Here is a 14,792-nt window from a genome sequence, read left to right on the forward strand (position 1 = left end):
AGCGGTTGCGTTTCGGCGTCGTTCATCCGTCCGTCCCGAGCTGTTCGTCGCGCTTGAACGGCGTTCCACGCGACGTCACGCCAGAGGGGCGTAGGACGACAGAACAGCGGTTCGGAGCGCGGCGGGGATGACGCGCTCCGAGCAGTCCAGGGACGGACCCGGGATGGACACCTCCTCCGGACATTCCGAGCCGCACCTCTCTCATGCCCCTCGGCTTCGTCATGATGCGGGCGTCGGACGGCCCGTCACGGAGCCGGGGGCATGGGAGACCCAGAGCAGCCAGAGCACCACACGATCCAGCTGAGCGCGGCCCTCGCGGGCGGTGCCGAGGCGCGCGGGCGCCAGCTCGCGCTGCTCGAAGCCGTCGTCGCGACCTTCGACGCGGTCACCGACGTCCGCCCGGACGGCGACGCGCTGCGCGTCGCGTTCGCCGACGCGCACGCCGCGGCGCTGTGCGCGATCGAGCTGCAGCAGCGGATCGAGGCCGACAACCGCACCGCGGCGGTCCCGGGCGTGCTGCGCATCGCCGCGGCCCTGGAGCCCGGGCGCGACGATCGCCTCTGCGCGCTGGCGGGCGCCGGGCAGATCCTCGTCGACGCGCCGCTGTGGGAGCGCCTGCGCCCTCACGACGACCTCGACCTGGAGAAGCCGCGCCGCCTCGGTGGTCCCGACGCCGCGGCCGAGATCCGCTGGGAGCCGCTGCCCGAGCCGGTCGTGCCGCTGCCGGTGCGCCTGGAGGTCGCGCGGCCCGAGCACTTCGTGGGCCGCGCCGAGGAGCGCCGCCGCCTGGAGCCGCTGGTCGCCCGCGCGGCGCACGGCGGACGCCAGGTGATCCTGCTCGGCGGCGAGCCCGGCATCGGCAAGTCGCGCCTCGCGCGCGAGCTGGCGGTCGCCGCGCACGCGCGCGGCTCCACCGTCCTGCAGGGCCGCTGCGACGAGGACCTGCGGATGCCCTACCAGCCGTTCGTGGAGGCCCTGTCGCACCTGGTCGACCACGCCGCCGACGCGGTCCTGGAGCGCCACGTCGAGGAGCACGGCGGCGAGCTGTGCCGCCTGGTCCCGGCGCTGGGCCGGCGCCGCCCGGACGCGCCCGCGCCGCGCGGCGTCGACAACGACACCGAGCGCTACCTGCTGTTCTCGGCGGTCGCCGGGCTGCTGGGCGCCGAGCAGGCCCAGCGGCCGGTCGTCCTGTTCCTCGACGACGTCCAGTGGGCCGACACGCCGACGTTGCTGCTGCTGCGCCACCTCGTGGCCTCCGACCTGCGCCTGCGGCTGACGATCATCGCGACGTTCCGCTCGACCGAGCTGGACGACGACCATCCGCTGGCCAAGCTGCTGGCCGACCTGCACCGCGAGCCCGACGTCGCGCGCGTGGACCTCACGGGCCTGGATGCGGGCGAGGTCGCCGAGCTGGCGCGCGAGACCACCGGACACGCGCTCGACGCCGCCGGCCTGGACGCCGCGCGCACGCTGCAGCGCCGCACGTCGGGCAACGCGTTCTTCGTCACCGAGATGCTGCGCCACCACGGCGACGACCTCGCCACCGCGCAGATGCCGGGCTCGGTCCGCGACGTCCTCGAGCGGCGGCTGGCGCGGCTGGGCGACGCGGTCCGCGACCCGCTGGCCGCGGCGGCGATCGTCGGGCAGGAGTTCGACCTGGAGCTGGTCGGCCAGATGGTCGACGGCGGGCCCGACGCGGTCGCCGAGGCCGTCGACGCGGCGTCGGAGGCCGCGCTGATCATCCCGCCGCGCCGTCCGGGCGACCGCTACGCCTTCGCGCACGCGCTGATCGTCACCGCGCTCTACGAGGGCCTGGGCCCGGCGCGCCGCGCGCGGCTGCACCGCCGGGCGGCCGAGGCGCTGGAGGCGATGCTCACCGACGGCGACGGCGCGCCCGCCCAGCCGGGCTCCCGCGTCGGCGAGCTGGCGCGCCACTGGCTGAACGCCGAGCCCGCCGACCTGGAGCGCGCGCTGCGCTACACGCAGCGGGCCGGCGAGCACGCGGTCGGCCAGCTGGCGCCCGACGACGCGGTCGACTGGTACCGCCAGGGCCTGGACCTCTTCGACCAGGTCACCGGCGCCGACGACGAGGTGCGCTTCGAGCTGTTGGTGGGGTTGGGCGACGCCCAGCGCCAGTCCGGCGATCCGGAGTTCCGCACCACCTTGCTGGAGGCCGCCTCGCTGGCCCGGCGCCGCAAGGACGGCCCGGGCCTGATCCGCGCGGTCCTGGCCAACTCGCGCGGCTTCGTGTCGGCGTCCGGCGTCGTGGACGACGAGCGCCTGCACGCGCTGGAGGAGGCCCTGGAGGCCGTCGGCGAGCCCGACTCGCCCGAGCGCGCGGTGCTGCTGGCGACGCTGGCCGCCGAGCTGGCGTTCTCGCCCGCCGACCGGCCGCGGCGCGTCGCGCTGAGCGACGAGGCGCTGGCGCTCGCGCGGCGCCTGGACGACCCGGCCGCGCTGAGCCGCGTGCTGTCGCTGCGCTTCGTGACGCTGTGGATGCCCGAGACGCTCCAGGAGCGCCTGGCCAACAGCGACGAGAACGTCAGCGCCGCCCGGCGCACCGGCGACCCGGTCGCCGAGTTCCACGCCGTGCACTGGCGCGCGGCCGCGCTGGTCGAGGCCGGGCGGCTGACCGACGCCTGGCGCGACGTCGAGCACGAGGCCGCGCTGGCCGAGCGCCTCGGGCAGCCGACGATGCGCTGGCTGGCGACCTACGACCAGGGCAACCTGGAGATCATCGCCGGGTCGCTGGCCGAGGCCGAGCACCACGCGCACGAGGCGCTGCAGATCGCGACGCTCTCCGCGCAGCCCGACGCGCTGTCGTTCTTCACCTCGCAGCTGACGAACATCCGCTACGAGCAGGGCCGCCTGGCCGAGCTGCAGCCGCTGATCGCCCAGGTCGTGGCCGAGAACCCGGGCATCCCGGCGTTCCGCGCGGTCCTGGCGATGGCCTGCTGCGAGGGCGACCTCGACGACGAGGCGCGCCGCCTGCTCGGCCACGAGACGTCCACGAACTTCTCCGAGCTGCCGCCCGACGTGACGTGGCTGCCGGGGCTGGCGATCTACGCCGAGGTCGCCGCGCACCTGCAGGACCGCGCGGCCGCCGAGGTCCTGTACGCCCTGCTGGAGCCGTGGGCGGGCCAGGTCGTCTACTCGGGCATCTCGGCGTGGGGCTGCGTCGACCACCACCTCGGCGCGACCGCGTCGGTCATCGGCCGGTACGCCGAGGCCGAGGAGCACCTGCGCCGCGCGGCGGAGCTGAACGCCGAGCTGCGCGCGCCGATCTGGGTCGCGCGCACCGAGCTGGCGACCGCCCGGCTGCTGCTGCTGCGCGACGGCCCGGGCGATCGCGAGCGCGGCCGGGCGCTGCTGGAGCGCGCGGCGGCCGCGGCGCAGCGGCTGGGCAGCGCCACGCTGGCGCGCCGCGCCGCGGGCCTGCTCGGCTACGAGAAGGCGCTGAGCGCGCTCCCGATCCCGGTGATGCCCAACCCCGGCGCGCGTGCGGCGCGGACGCCGCCGCCCACCGGGGCGGGCGGCGCGGAGGCCGTCCCGCCGGAGCCCGCCGCGCCCGCCGCGCCGAGCGCGACCTTCCGCCTGGAGGGCGAGTTCTGGACGGTCACCGGGACGGAGACCGTGCGCCTGAAGAACCGCAAGGGCCTGCAGTACCTCGCGACGCTGCTGGAGCGCCCCGACGTCGAGGTCCACTCGATCGACCTCGTCGGCGGACCGGTCGACGCGGCCGCGCGTGGGCGGTCGGCCGGCGGGCAGGACGTCGCGCTGGGCGCCGCCGGCGGCGACGCGGGCGAGCTGCTGGACGCCGCGGCGAAGGCCGCCTACCGCGAGCGGCTGGAGGAGCTGCGCGAGGACCTCGAGGAGGCCGAGCGCTTCCACGACGTCGAGCGCGCCGCGCGGCTGCGCGAGGAGCTGGAGTTCATCGGCCAGGAGCTGGCCCGCGCGGTCGGCCTCGGCGGGCGCGACCGCAAGGCGGGCAGCGCCGCCGAGCGCGCCCGCGTCAACGTGACGCGGGCGATCCGCGGCGCGGTCAAGGCGATCGCCGAGCACGACGCGCGCCTCGGCCACCACCTCGAGCGCTCGATCCGCACCGGCGTCTTCTGCGCCTACGAGCCCGGCCCGTCGGGGCCGGACTCGTGGCGGGTCACGGTCGAGCGCTAGGCGAAGCCTCGCCCAGAGGGCTCGTTTCGCGGCGCGAACGCGCCTGGCGGCTCGTTCGCACGGTGGTGGGCGGCCTCGGACGTCGCTAGCCGTCGGTCGTGCCCGGCGCGCTCCAGCGCACCTGGCCGGCCTTGATGAGGAAGTCGAAGTGCATGCGCAGCGCGAGCGTGACGCGCTGCTGTCGCACGATCCCCAGCTCCTCGTGGAGCGGGTGGCTGTCCAGGTGCTGGATGACGCACTCGTAGTCGTGGCGCAGCTGGGTCACCTTGATGTTCTTGGTGACCGCGGGCGCGACGACGACCTGCTGGATGTCGGCGCGGCGGCCGTCCTCGGTGGCGCGGATCTGCTTGAGGAAGACCTGGTTGACCGTGCTGTCGTGCAGCGCCTTGCCGAACTCGTAGGCGAAGTGCAGGCCGAGGTCGACCTGCGGCTGGTCGAACAGCAGGTTCTTGAACCACTTGGCCATCGCGTGGATGTCGCCGATCGCCAGCTCGGCCTCGCTCAGCTCCTCGCCGACCGGCGCCAGCTCCATCAGGCGCCGGCGCTCGGGCGCCTCGTCGCCGCCGAAGTTCATGCCGAAGACGTCGAGCGTGAACGGCGCGGCCGGATCGTCGTCGCCCGGCATCGACTGCCACCCCATCGTCTTGGGGTAGCCGTAGTCCTCGCGGCCGCTCAGCAGCGAGATCGGGTTGTCCAACATCATGGCCGCGCAGAACATCCCGAAGTCCTGGCCGACGAGCTTGTCGCCCTCGTGCCTGACGCGCGCGACCGGGATCCAGAAGCCGACCTGCGGCTCGCGGACGGCGCCCATCGAGTGCCACGGCTCCAGCGTGGGGCGGATGGCGCCGACGACGCCGAAGGTGAGGATCACCTGGTCGCCGAGCGGGCGGTAGTCGACCGCGCCGCCGGTGGGCGCGCGGAAGACCCGCCGGCAGAGCGCGTCGAGCTTGGCGTGGTCGGCCTGCAGGCCGAAGACGTACAACGTGGTGTCGTCGCACTGCAGGGGGCCGGGCGCCACCGCCAGGCCGCCGTACTCGACGTAGTCGGGAAGGGTGTCGCTCATCAGTCTGACTCCAGCCAGCCTTCGGTTCCGGGGACGACGGCGGGGCTGCCGCACAGGTGCTGGGCGGCGAGCTTGCCGGAGGTGACGGCGGCCTCGACCGACCCGCCGCAGACGCCGTTGCGGGTCCAGTCGCCGGCGAACGCCAGGTTGGCGGCCCGGGCCTCCGACGGGCGGATGCGGTGCTCGACCGAGCCGGGCGGCGTGATCGCGTAGCGCTCGCTGCCGAAGATGTTCGCGCGCCAGTACTGCGCGCGGCCGCGCGCCTCGCCGTCGCGCTCCTCGGGGTCGTAGAGCAGGTCCCAGTCGAAGCCGGACGGGTCGCCGCACGCCGCGCCGGGCCACAGCACGCAGGCGTGCTCGCGCAGGTGCGCCAGGCCCTCGTCGTAGGCGCGCTCGTCGGCGGCCTCCTGCGTGTCGCCGGGCGGCTGGCGCATCGTGCCGCAGAAGTAGCCGATCGAGGTCACGCCGGTCTCCTCCGGCCACGCCTCGCGCGGGAGCAGGTGCGACATGTCGCACAACGTGTCCAGCGGCTTGACGTAGCCGCCGGAGACCATGCCCAGCGGCTTGACGCCGAGCTGCTCGGGACCGCGCTTCATCCAGACCTGGAGCGCCTGCGTGGCGACCGTGTGCCCGTGCTCCATGGCGGCGGCGAACTTCGGGTCGGTCGCGGCGATCGCGTCGGTGACGCCGGGCAGCGACGCGATCGACATGCCGCAGACGACGAGGTCGAAGTCCTCGCCGCGGCGCAGCGTCCGCGTGGTCGCGTCCGGGACGGCCTCGCAGGCCTCGAACCGGATCTGGCGCAGCTCGTCCTCGTCGCCGTCGAGCTGCGCGAAGAGCGGCTCGGCGGGCCACGACAGCAGGCCGCCGGCGTCGGGGAGCAGCGGGTCGTACTCGGTGGCGCCCGCGGCGATCCGCGCCTGTTGGCGCACGGTGATCGAGTCGACCAGCGCGCCGTCCTCGCCGACGCCGATGTCGGTCACCTCGGAGAAGAACTCGAACCTGACGCCGCGGGCCTTCAGGGCCTCGTAGATCGGCGCGAAGATCGCGTCGCCCATGCCCGCCTGCATCTTCCACATGATCGAGCCGCGGTAGCCCAGGCACATGCGCAGCATCGCCTGCAGCGCCTTGCCGGCGGCGACGCACGGCTTGGCGCGGTCGCCGTCCTCGTAGGCGAAGCACAGCTGGTAGAAGGCGCGCAGGATCGGGGACTCGGCCAGTGTCTCGGGGCGGGCGCGGTGGCGCGCCAGCCAGGCGGTGAACTCGATGTCGTTGACCTGGGCGAAGCCGCCGGCCTCGCGGTCGTCGAGGTGGTCGGTGAGGATGCCGCGGAAGACCGTCGAGGTGAGGTCGAAGGTCATCGCGTAGCGGTCGCCGTCGGTGATCGCCCAGATGACGTCGGTGAGGATCCGCAGGAACTTGCAGACCAGCGGCTCCTCGGGCCCGTGGCCGTCGTGGTCGCCGAGGTGCAGGATCGGCTTGGCGAACTTCAGGAAGCGCTCGAAGAGGTCCGCCATGTCGGAGTCGTCGCCGGCCCCGAGCAGCTTCTCCAGCCCCGCCAGGAACGCGTCGAAGAACTTGTCCAGCGCCTTGAGGCTCAGCGCGGCGTGCTCGGGCGGCTCGACGAGGCGCAGCTGGCGGATCGCGTCGTGCAGCAGGCGGTGCAGGTCCGGCGGCGTGGTCGGCAGGCCCGGCGTGCCCTCGTTGGGCGGGAAGTGGAAGCGGCGCGGGATCCAGCGGCCGCCCTTGTCGGTGTCGTCGAGCAGGACGACCTCGTCGCAGGGGTGGAACGCGTCGCGCCAGGTGCGCAGCGCGGCGTCCGCGGGGCGGTCGAGCTCCTCGTAGACGCGGCGCATGACGTCGAAGGCGTTCTCGTAGAAGCCGAACCAGACGTGTAGCCCGTGCTCCTCGATGCGCTCGGCGCCGCCGACGTTCCGGCGCCCGCTGGCGCCCTTGCCGCCCAGCCGCCAGCCGAGCTGGTGCACGGTGACCTCGTAGGTCTCGCGCAGCTGGGGCGTGGCGGTCAGCTCGAAGGCGGCCGTGAGGCTGCCCGCGCCGCCGCCGAGGATCGCGACCTTCCGTCGTCCGGTGCTTTGGCCTTCCATGACGGGGCGCGACCGTATTGGACACAGCCGCCGCGCACAACCGCTGAGAGCGATGAACCAGCTGTTCCGTGGGCCCGATGAACGCCGTTCCGTCGGAGTGAACGCCTAGCCGGTGCACGGAAGAGTTGAAGCGATGCTGGAGACCGCCATCATGACCTCGAACATCGTCGTCCCCGCCGACGGCTCACCGGCTGCGGAAGCGGCCGCCTGGTACGCCGGCGCGGTCGCCGAGGCGCGTCGCGGCACCGTGCACGTCGTGGCGGCATGGGAGCCGCCGGGCGCACGCGCGCAGGAGCTGGCACGGACGCTGGGCCGGCGCGCCGAGGTGGACGCGGTCCTGGCCGACGTCCAGGGTGCCCTGAGCGCCGCCGGGCTCACCGTCAACGGCCACGTCCGCCGGTGCGGGCTGGTCGCGGCGCTCTGCGCCGTGGCGAGCGAGCACGACGCCGAGCTGATCGTGGTGCCCGCGGGATGGACCTCGCTGGCCCGCGAGCTGCGCTGGCGCGCGTCCTGCCGGGTCGACATGCTGGTCGTCGACTCCGGCCGCCACCCGGGCTTCCGGCCCTTCCCCGTGGCGGTCGCACGCTAGAACGTTCTTTGGACGACGGCCTCCGTGGTCGTCGCCGAGTGGCGAGTTCAGGCGCCACTCGGCGACGAGCGCGGAGGCCTTCGTCGTTCTCGGGGCACGCTCCACCGGCGGCGCGCGTCAGAGGACGAGCGCGCCGAAGGTGGTGGTGGCCTCCTCCGGCGTCCGGCCGCCGTGGTGGCCGAGGAACGTCTGGGACGTGCCGTGGTGGGTCGAGAGCCAGGCGGTGCGGCCCGGCGCCGGGAGGACGCAGATCGGCGCGAGGCGGCGCAGGAGGCGTGGGCCGGCGGTGGGGAAGAGGTCCGGCGCGTGGTGGACGGTCGCCCGGTCGCCGAGCGCGGTCGTGAGGTCGGCGATGGTGCGCTGCACGTCCCGCGGCGCGACGTGCAGGAAGAGGTCGCGGGGTGAGCCGGCGGGGCCGGCGGTGAGGCGGTCGGCGAGGCCCGGGACGAGCAGGTCGACGTCGTCGATGCGGTCGGGGGAGACGTCGATCTGGCCGTGGTCGGCGGTCAGGATCAGCAGCGTGTCGTCCAGCGGCGGCGCGTCGGGGCCGAAGAAGGCGGCGTGGACGGCGTCGAGCGCGCGCAGGCAGGCGTCGTCGAACTCTGGCGAGGAGGGGCCGTGGACGTGGCCGGTGGCGTCGATGCCGTCGAAGTAGAGGTAGGCGTAGAGGCGGTCGGAGGAGGCCAGCGCCGACGCGAGCGAGCGCGCGCCCTCGGCCAGGCCGTCGTAGCGCTCGGTCGGCGCGCCGCGCACGGCCGCCTCGTCGTACACCGAGCGCGGGAACGGCTGCCAGACCCGCGACGGCACGCCGGAGGTCGTCGCCAGGCGCTGGTAGAAGCTCGACCCCTCGGGCAGCAGGCCGCGGACGTCGACGTCGACCAGGTCCTTGGCCACGAACGGGCGGATCACGCGGTCGACGCCCGGCTCGTAGACCTGCCACTCGTAGAGCCCGTGGTCGCCCACGCCCAGCCCGGTGTGCATCGTCGTCACGTGCGCGACCGTGGTCGACGGGAACTGCGAGGCCATCGGCGCCAGGACGCCGTCGCTCGCCAACCGCATCAACAACGGGTGCGAGCGGTGGCGCCGCGCGAACGTCCAGCCGAAGGCGTCGAGGAAGACGACCGCCACGCGCCGCCGCCCGTCGCGCAGGGCGCGGGCGGCGGTGGCGGGCAGCTCGGCGAAGGTGGCGGGCGGCGCGACGGGCACCCGCGCGACGCTAGCGACTGCCGACTACCGCCCGAGCAGCGGCAGCATCGCCTCGCCGTAGCGCCCGCCCGCGGCCTCGGGCAGCGCGGCGGCGATGGCGTCCGCGTCGGTGGCGCTCAGCTCCACGTCCAACGCGCCCGCGTTCTCCTCCAGCCGCGAGCGCTTCTTGGTCCCCGGGATCGGCACGATCCCGTCCCACTGCGCCAGCACCCACGCGAGCGCCAGCTGCGCGGGCGTCGCGCCCTTCTCGGCGGCCAGGCGCTCGACCACGGCGACCAGCTCGAGGTTCTTGTCGAAGTTCTCGGGCGTGAAGCGCGGGCTCGTGCGCCGGTAGTCGTCCTCGGGCAGGTCGTCATAGGACTTGATCGCGCCCGTCAGGAACCCGCGGCCCAGCGGCGAGTAGGCCACCAACCCGATGCCCAGCTCCTTCAGCGTGGGCAGGATGTCGGCCTCGACGTCGCGCGACCACAGCGAGTACTCGGTCTGCAGCGCGGCGATCGGGTGCGTCGCGTGCGCGCGGCGGATCGTGTCCGGCCCGGCCTCGCTGAGACCCAAGTACCTCACCTTGCCCTCGTCGACGAGCTCCTTCATCGCGCCGACGGTCTCCTCGATCGGCACGTCGGGGTCGACGCGGTGCTGGTAGTACAGGTCGATCACGTCGACGCCGAGGCGCTGCAGCGACCCCTCGGCCGAGGACCTCACGTACTCCGGCCGCCCGTTGACGCCGCGCGCGCCCGGGTCGTCCGGGTTCAGCACGATCCCGAACTTGGTGGCCAACACGACCTCGTCGCGGCGCCCGGCGATCGCGCGGCCCACCAGCTCCTCGTTGGTGTGTGGCCCGTACATGTCCGAGGTGTCCAACAACGTGATGCCCAGGTCCAGCGCGCGGTGGATCGTCGCGACCGACTCCTCGTCGTCGCGGTCGCCGGTGTAGAACGCGCTCATCCCCATGCAGCCGAGGCCGAGGGCGGGCACCTCGAGGTCGCCCAGCTCACGCTTCTTGATGATGTCGGTCAAAGCTTCTCCCGGTAGAGGTCGATCTTGAAGTCGATGAGCTCGAGGTGGCGCTCCATCTCGGCCAGCCGCTCGCGGACGGCGTCGCGGTGCTCCTCGAGCAGGGCCAGGCGCTCCCGCTCGTTGCCCTCGCCGTCGCGCACGAGGTCCGCGTACTCGCGGACCTGGCGGATCGGCATGCCGGTCGCGCGCAGCTTCGTCAGGAACGCGATGCGCGCGAGGTCGGCGTCGTCGTAGACGCGCCGTCCGCCCGCCTCGCGGCCGACGGGGTCCAGCAGGCCCGCGCGCTCGTAGTAGCGCAGGGTGTGGGCGGTGAGCCCGGAGGCCTCCGCGGCCTCCGAGATCGTCATCGACGTGGCCATGCCCCGCACGGTAGGACTTCGAGCGCGCTCCAAGTCAAGGTCGTGGCCGCGGGACGGACTCCCTCCTCGTCGGGTCCGGGCTGCGCCGGCATCTGGAGGACGACGCGGCGATCTCGATCGACGTCTTCCGCGCCGGGGGGCGACCGCGCCATCCCGGCTCGTCGAGCGCGGGCGCCCGCGTCCGCGGCCACGCCGGCGTGGGCGGCGCTACCGTGCCCGGCGTGGAGCCGGGGTCTCAGACAGCTCCCACCCAGGGGTTGCCGGGTCTCGGTCGCGTTCCGCCGATCGGCCTGGTCCTGGGCGGGGTCACGTCCATCCAGTTCGGCGCGGCGCTGGCCGCGACGCTGTTCGACGACCTCGGGCCGGCCGGCGTGTCGGTCCTGCGGCTCGGGTTCGCGGCGATCATCCTGATGGCCTTGTTCCGGCCGCGCGTGCGCGGCCGCTCGGCGGGCGAGCTGCGGCTGATCCTCGCCTTCGGGCTGACGCTCGGCGCGATGAACCTGTCGTTCTACGAGGCGCTGGACCGGATCCCGCTCGGCGTCGCGGTGACGATCGAGTTCGCCGGGCCGCTGGCCGTCGCGGTGGTCACGTCGCGGCGCCGGCTGGACCTCGTGTGGGCCGCGCTGGCGGCGATCGGCATCGTGCTGCTGTCCAACCCGTTCGGCACCGGGATCGACACGGTGGGGTTGCTCCTCGCGCTGGTCGCCGCCGCGTTCTGGGGGGCCTACATCTTGATCGCGCAGCGCGCGACGGCGGACTTCCACGGCAGCGAGGGCGTCGCGCTGGCGATGGTCGTCGGCGCGCTGGTGCCGCTGGTCCCCGGCGTCGTCGAGGCGGGCGTCACGCTGCTGCACCCGCAGTGGCTGGCGCTCGGCGCGGGCGTCGCGCTGCTGTCCAGCGTCATCCCCTACAGTTTGGAGACCGAGTCGCTGCGGCGGCTGCCCGCCAACGTCTTCGGGGTGCTGATGAGCATCGAGCCGGCGGTCGCCGGGCTCGCCGGCTTCATCGTGCTCGGCCAGTCGCTCAGCGCGCGCGACGTGGTCGCGATCGGCTTCGTCGTGGCGGCGTCGGTCGGCGTCTCGCGGATGGTCCCGGCGGCGCCCGAGGCGTAGCCGGCGCGCGGTTCGGCGATACTGGGCGGCGAGGCTCGCCCGCGCATGCTCCCGCTCAACCTGCCCAACGTCCTGACCGTCGTCCGGATCCTCCTGGTCCCGGTGCTGGTCGTCGCGCTGCTGGGGGAGACCGGCAACGACGTGCTGGCCGCGATCGTCTTCGCCGCCGCGTCGGCGACCGACGCGCTCGACGGCTACCTCGCGCGCACCCGCAACTCCATCACCTCGTTCGGCAAGTTGATGGACCCGATCGCCGACAAGCTGCTGGTGGTCGCCGCGCTGTTCGCGCTCGTCTCGCTCGGGCGGCTGGAGGCGTGGATCGCGATGGTCATCGTCGCCCGCGAGCTGACCGTGACGATCACGCGCATGGTCGCCACCGCCCAGGGCGTGATCATCCCGGCCGCCGGCTGGGGCAAGGTGAAGACGATCGTGCAGGTCGCGGCGATCTTCTTCCTGATCGCCTTCGACCCGACGCCGGTCTGGGTCGACCTGCTCGTCTACGCCGCGGTCGCGATCACCGTCATCTCGGGGATCGACTACTTCTTCGGCCTGCGGCGCATGCTGCGCGAGGCCGAGGAGGAGCGGCGGCGCCGCGTGGAGGCCAAGGCCTCCGCCACGCCGTCCGCCGGAGCGGTGCCGCCGCAGGCGGCGCCCGCGCCTACGCCGCGGCGGCAGGCGTGACCGCGGCCGCCGAGAGGTCGTCCAGCCCGCCGCGCGCCGCGACGCGCTCCAGCGCCGCCACCGCGTCGGGGTGGAACTGCGCGCCGTCGTTGCGGCGCACCTCGGCCAGCGCGTCGGCCGGCGACATCGCCTCCGAGTAGACCCGCGCGCCGGTCATCGCGTCCCACGCGTCGGCCAGCGCCAGCAGGCGCGCGCCCTCGGCGATCGTGTCGCCCACCAGGCCGTCGGGGTACCCGCGGCCGTCGTGGCGCTCGTGATGGCCGCGGACCCACGCGGTCTGCTGCACGTCGAGCATGCCCGCCACGATCCGCGCGCCGAGGTCCGCGTGGCGCTTGATCGTCTCGTACTCCTCGTCGGTCAGCCGCCCGGGCTTGGACAGCACCGCGTCGGGCACGCCGATCTTGCCCACGTCGTGGACGAGCGCCGCGTCGTGCAGGCGCGCGACGTCCTCGGGCCGCCAGCCGGACTCGCCGGCCAGCTCGCCGGCCAGCGCCGCGACGCGCTCGGAGTGGCGGATCGTCGCGGGGTCCTTGGCGTCGATCGCGCGGGCCAGCGCGCCCAGGGCGGCCAGCGCCCGCGCGTGCTCCAGGCGGTCGGCGCGCTCGGCCGCGCTGAGCTCCTCGACGACCTGCGGCGAGTAGCGCACGCAGGTGTCGCGGCCGTGGGCCTTGGCCCAGTACAGCGCGCCGTCGGCGAGGCGCAGCAGCTCCTCGGGGTCGTCGGTCTGGGTCAGGTCGCACACGCCGGCCGACATCGTCATCGCCCCGGCCAGGTCGAACGGGCGCGCGGTGACCGCGCGGCGGATGCGCTCGGCGGCGGCGTGCGCGGCGTCGCCGCCGACGCCCGGCATCAGCAGCGCCAGCTCGTCGCCGCCGATGCGCGCGACGATCTCGCCGGCGCGCGCCGCGCCGGCCATGCGCCGCGCGGTCTCGGCCAGGACGACGTCGCCGCCGACGTGGCCGAGCGTGTCGTTGACCTGCTTGAAGCGGTCGAGGTCGAAGACGGCCAGCGAGAGGTCGTGGCCCTGGCGGCGGGCGACCGCGGTCTCCTCGCGCAGGCGCTCGTGGAAGGCGCGGTGGTTGACCAGGCCGGTCAGCGGGTCGGTCGTCGCCTGCGCGACGAGGCGGGCGCGGGCGTCGGCGTTGGCGATCGCCATGCCCATCAGCTCCGCGAAGCCGAGCAGCCGCGCCTCGGTGTCGGACGGCAGGTCGTCGGTGCGCGCGGTGCAGACGATCAGCGCGCCCCAGAGGCGCGCCTCGGCGACGATCGGCGCCGCGACGCGCTGCTGGAAGGGCGGCATCGACAGGGTCAGCGCGGCGCGCTCGTCGAAGCGCTCGGGTCGGCGCGTGCGGCGGATGCGGTCGATCGCGCTGCCCGGGTGGATCGTCACGAAGTCCGGCTGGTGGGGCATCGGCGCGCCGTCGGCGGCGCCCTGGCCGATCACGTGGACGCGGTCGCCGGCGGGCTCGAAGGCGACGACGACGCCGACGTCGAGGCGCATCAGCTCGGCGATCTCGCGGCCCGCCAGCTCGGCGACGTCGCGCAGCCCGGCGCCGCCGGCGACCGCGATCGCCACGCGCCGCAGCGCGGCCGCCTCGGAGGACATGCGCTCGTGCTCGGCCAGCATGCGCCGGCGGTCGGTGGTCAGCGCGGAGAGCAGGTAGAGGCAGACCGACATCAGCACCGCGAAGCCCTGCGCGTGCAGGACGTCGGCGTCGCCGCCGAAGGCCAGCGGCCCCTGGTGGTTGACGGTCATCGGGACGCTGATGAGCGTCAGGCCGATCGAGCCCAGCGCGACCGACGCGGTCGAGCCGCGCAGCACCAGCCAGACGCCGAGCGGGATCAGCAGCCAGATCTGGCCGTGGCCGCGGGAGAAGATCGAGTGCGCGGCGGCCAGGAGGACGGCGACCGCCAGCAGGTCCTCGGCGACGCGCAGCGGCCGCGGGCGCGGGATCGGACGGCCGACGGCGAGGATCAGCGGGGCGACGAGCATCATCCCGCAGAGGTCGCCGAGCGTCCAGCGCGCGACGGCGTCCGGCCAGGGGCTGCGCAGGTGGCCGGCCAGCGCCAGCGCGGTCTGGCCGAGCGCGCCGCTGAGCAGCGCCGAGACGCTCAGCACGACGACCGCGACGAAGCGCCCGAGCGCCGGCCGCTGCGCCATCGCCGGGCGCACGAAGCGCTCGATCAGCCCGACGGCCAGCACGACCTCCAGCGTCGGGGCGATCGCGCCGCCGAGCGTGGCGGCGGCGCCGTCGGTGGTCACCTTCCCGGCGAAGGCGCCGAGCAGGACGCCGGGCCACAGGCCCAGGCCGCCGCGCAGCAGCAGGCCCAGCGCCACGCCGGCGGCGGGCCAGACCGCGATCAGCTCGCTGCGGACCGGGAGCGCCAGCGCGAGGCGGACGGCGGCCGCGTAGGCGACCGCGACCGCGACGATGCGCAGGAGTTGTCCTTGAGAGCGGCGCCCCACACCTGGGACGTCGGCATCCC

Annotated in this window: 10 protein-coding genes; 4 read left to right on the plus strand and 6 right to left on the minus strand. The window is 74.6% G+C overall.

Annotated features, from left to right (window positions below; genetic code table 11):
• Nucleotides 1–261 precede the first annotated feature (261 nt).
• Nucleotides 262–4,173, plus strand: coding sequence for an ATP-binding protein (locus VFG42_RS22840; protein WP_324911130.1), 3,912 nt, complete (start codon nucleotides 262–264; stop codon nucleotides 4,171–4,173).
• An 85-nt stretch (nucleotides 4,174–4,258) separates the two neighbouring features.
• On the opposite strand, the gene VFG42_RS22845 is transcribed toward VFG42_RS22840, so the two are convergent.
• Together VFG42_RS22845 and VFG42_RS22850 are read right to left on the minus strand one after the other, a co-directional pair.
• Nucleotides 4,259–5,236, minus strand: a complete 978-nt coding sequence (locus tag VFG42_RS22845) for a hypothetical protein (RefSeq protein WP_324911131.1) — start codon at nucleotides 5,234–5,236, stop codon at nucleotides 4,259–4,261.
• Entirely contained in the window at nucleotides 5,236–7,341 is a 2,106-nt protein-coding gene (locus VFG42_RS22850) for an FAD-dependent oxidoreductase (RefSeq protein ID WP_324911132.1), read from the minus strand. The genes VFG42_RS22845 and VFG42_RS22850 overlap by 1 nt, the downstream gene beginning before the upstream one ends.
• 133 nt (nucleotides 7,342–7,474) lie before the next feature.
• On the opposite strand from VFG42_RS22850, the gene VFG42_RS22855 reads away from it, so the two are divergent.
• Nucleotides 7,475–7,930: a universal stress protein gene (locus VFG42_RS22855; RefSeq protein WP_324911133.1), complete on the plus strand. Its 456-nt coding sequence runs from the start codon at nucleotides 7,475–7,477 to the stop codon at nucleotides 7,928–7,930.
• A 117-nt stretch (nucleotides 7,931–8,047) separates the two neighbouring features.
• Here the strand turns inward: VFG42_RS22855 and VFG42_RS22860 are convergent, their stop codons facing one another.
• From VFG42_RS22860 to VFG42_RS22870, 3 genes are read right to left on the minus strand one after another with little or no spacing between them, the layout of a single operon-like run.
• The gene (locus VFG42_RS22860; RefSeq protein WP_324911134.1) at nucleotides 8,048–9,136 is read right to left on the minus strand and encodes an alkaline phosphatase family protein; all 1,089 of its coding nucleotides are present in this window, start codon (nucleotides 9,134–9,136) and stop codon (nucleotides 8,048–8,050) included.
• A 24-nt stretch (nucleotides 9,137–9,160) separates the two neighbouring features.
• Entirely contained in the window at nucleotides 9,161–10,141 is a 981-nt protein-coding gene (locus VFG42_RS22865) for an aldo/keto reductase (RefSeq protein WP_349260450.1), read from the minus strand.
• 8 nt (nucleotides 10,142–10,149) lie between these two features.
• Complete coding sequence (locus VFG42_RS22870; RefSeq protein ID WP_324911136.1) at nucleotides 10,150–10,512, minus strand: MerR family transcriptional regulator; 363 nt, start codon at nucleotides 10,510–10,512, stop codon at nucleotides 10,150–10,152.
• Between the two features lie 221 nt (nucleotides 10,513–10,733).
• Here VFG42_RS22870 and VFG42_RS22875 point away from each other — a divergent pair, with 221 nt between their 5' ends.
• On the plus strand, nucleotides 10,734–11,624 hold the full coding sequence (locus VFG42_RS22875; protein WP_324911137.1) for an EamA family transporter: 891 nt from the start codon (nucleotides 10,734–10,736) through the stop codon (nucleotides 11,622–11,624).
• A 45-nt stretch (nucleotides 11,625–11,669) separates the two neighbouring features.
• Nucleotides 11,670–12,305, plus strand: a complete 636-nt coding sequence (pgsA, locus tag VFG42_RS22880; protein ID WP_324911138.1) for a CDP-diacylglycerol--glycerol-3-phosphate 3-phosphatidyltransferase — start codon at nucleotides 11,670–11,672, stop codon at nucleotides 12,303–12,305.
• On the opposite strand, the gene VFG42_RS22885 is transcribed toward pgsA, so the two are convergent.
• The gene (locus VFG42_RS22885; protein WP_324911139.1) at nucleotides 12,283–14,772 is read right to left on the minus strand and encodes a diguanylate cyclase; all 2,490 of its coding nucleotides are present in this window, start codon (nucleotides 14,770–14,772) and stop codon (nucleotides 12,283–12,285) included. The two genes, pgsA and VFG42_RS22885, sit on opposite strands and share 23 nt — an antisense overlap.
• Nucleotides 14,773–14,792 lie beyond the last annotated feature (20 nt).

The organism is Baekduia sp. (assembly GCF_035685985.1).
Taxonomy (GTDB): Bacteria; Actinomycetota; Thermoleophilia; order Solirubrobacterales; family Solirubrobacteraceae; genus Baekduia.

Bases quoted from the DNA above. Each gene is read 5' to 3' on its own strand.
- VFG42_RS22840 (WP_324911130.1), top strand. From the start codon at position 262: ATGGGAGACCCAGAGCAGCCAGAGCACCACACGATCCAGCTGAGCGCG.
- VFG42_RS22845 (WP_324911131.1), bottom strand. From the start codon at position 5,236: ATGAGCGACACCCTTCCCGACTACGTCGAGTACGGCGGCCTGGCGGTG.
- VFG42_RS22850 (WP_324911132.1), bottom strand. From the start codon at position 7,341: ATGGAAGGCCAAAGCACCGGACGACGGAAGGTCGCGATCCTCGGCGGC.
- VFG42_RS22855 (WP_324911133.1), top strand. From the start codon at position 7,475: ATGCTGGAGACCGCCATCATGACCTCGAACATCGTCGTCCCCGCCGAC.
- VFG42_RS22870 (WP_324911136.1), bottom strand. From the start codon at position 10,512: ATGGCCACGTCGATGACGATCTCGGAGGCCGCGGAGGCCTCCGGGCTC.
- pgsA (WP_324911138.1), top strand. From the start codon at position 11,670: ATGCTCCCGCTCAACCTGCCCAACGTCCTGACCGTCGTCCGGATCCTC.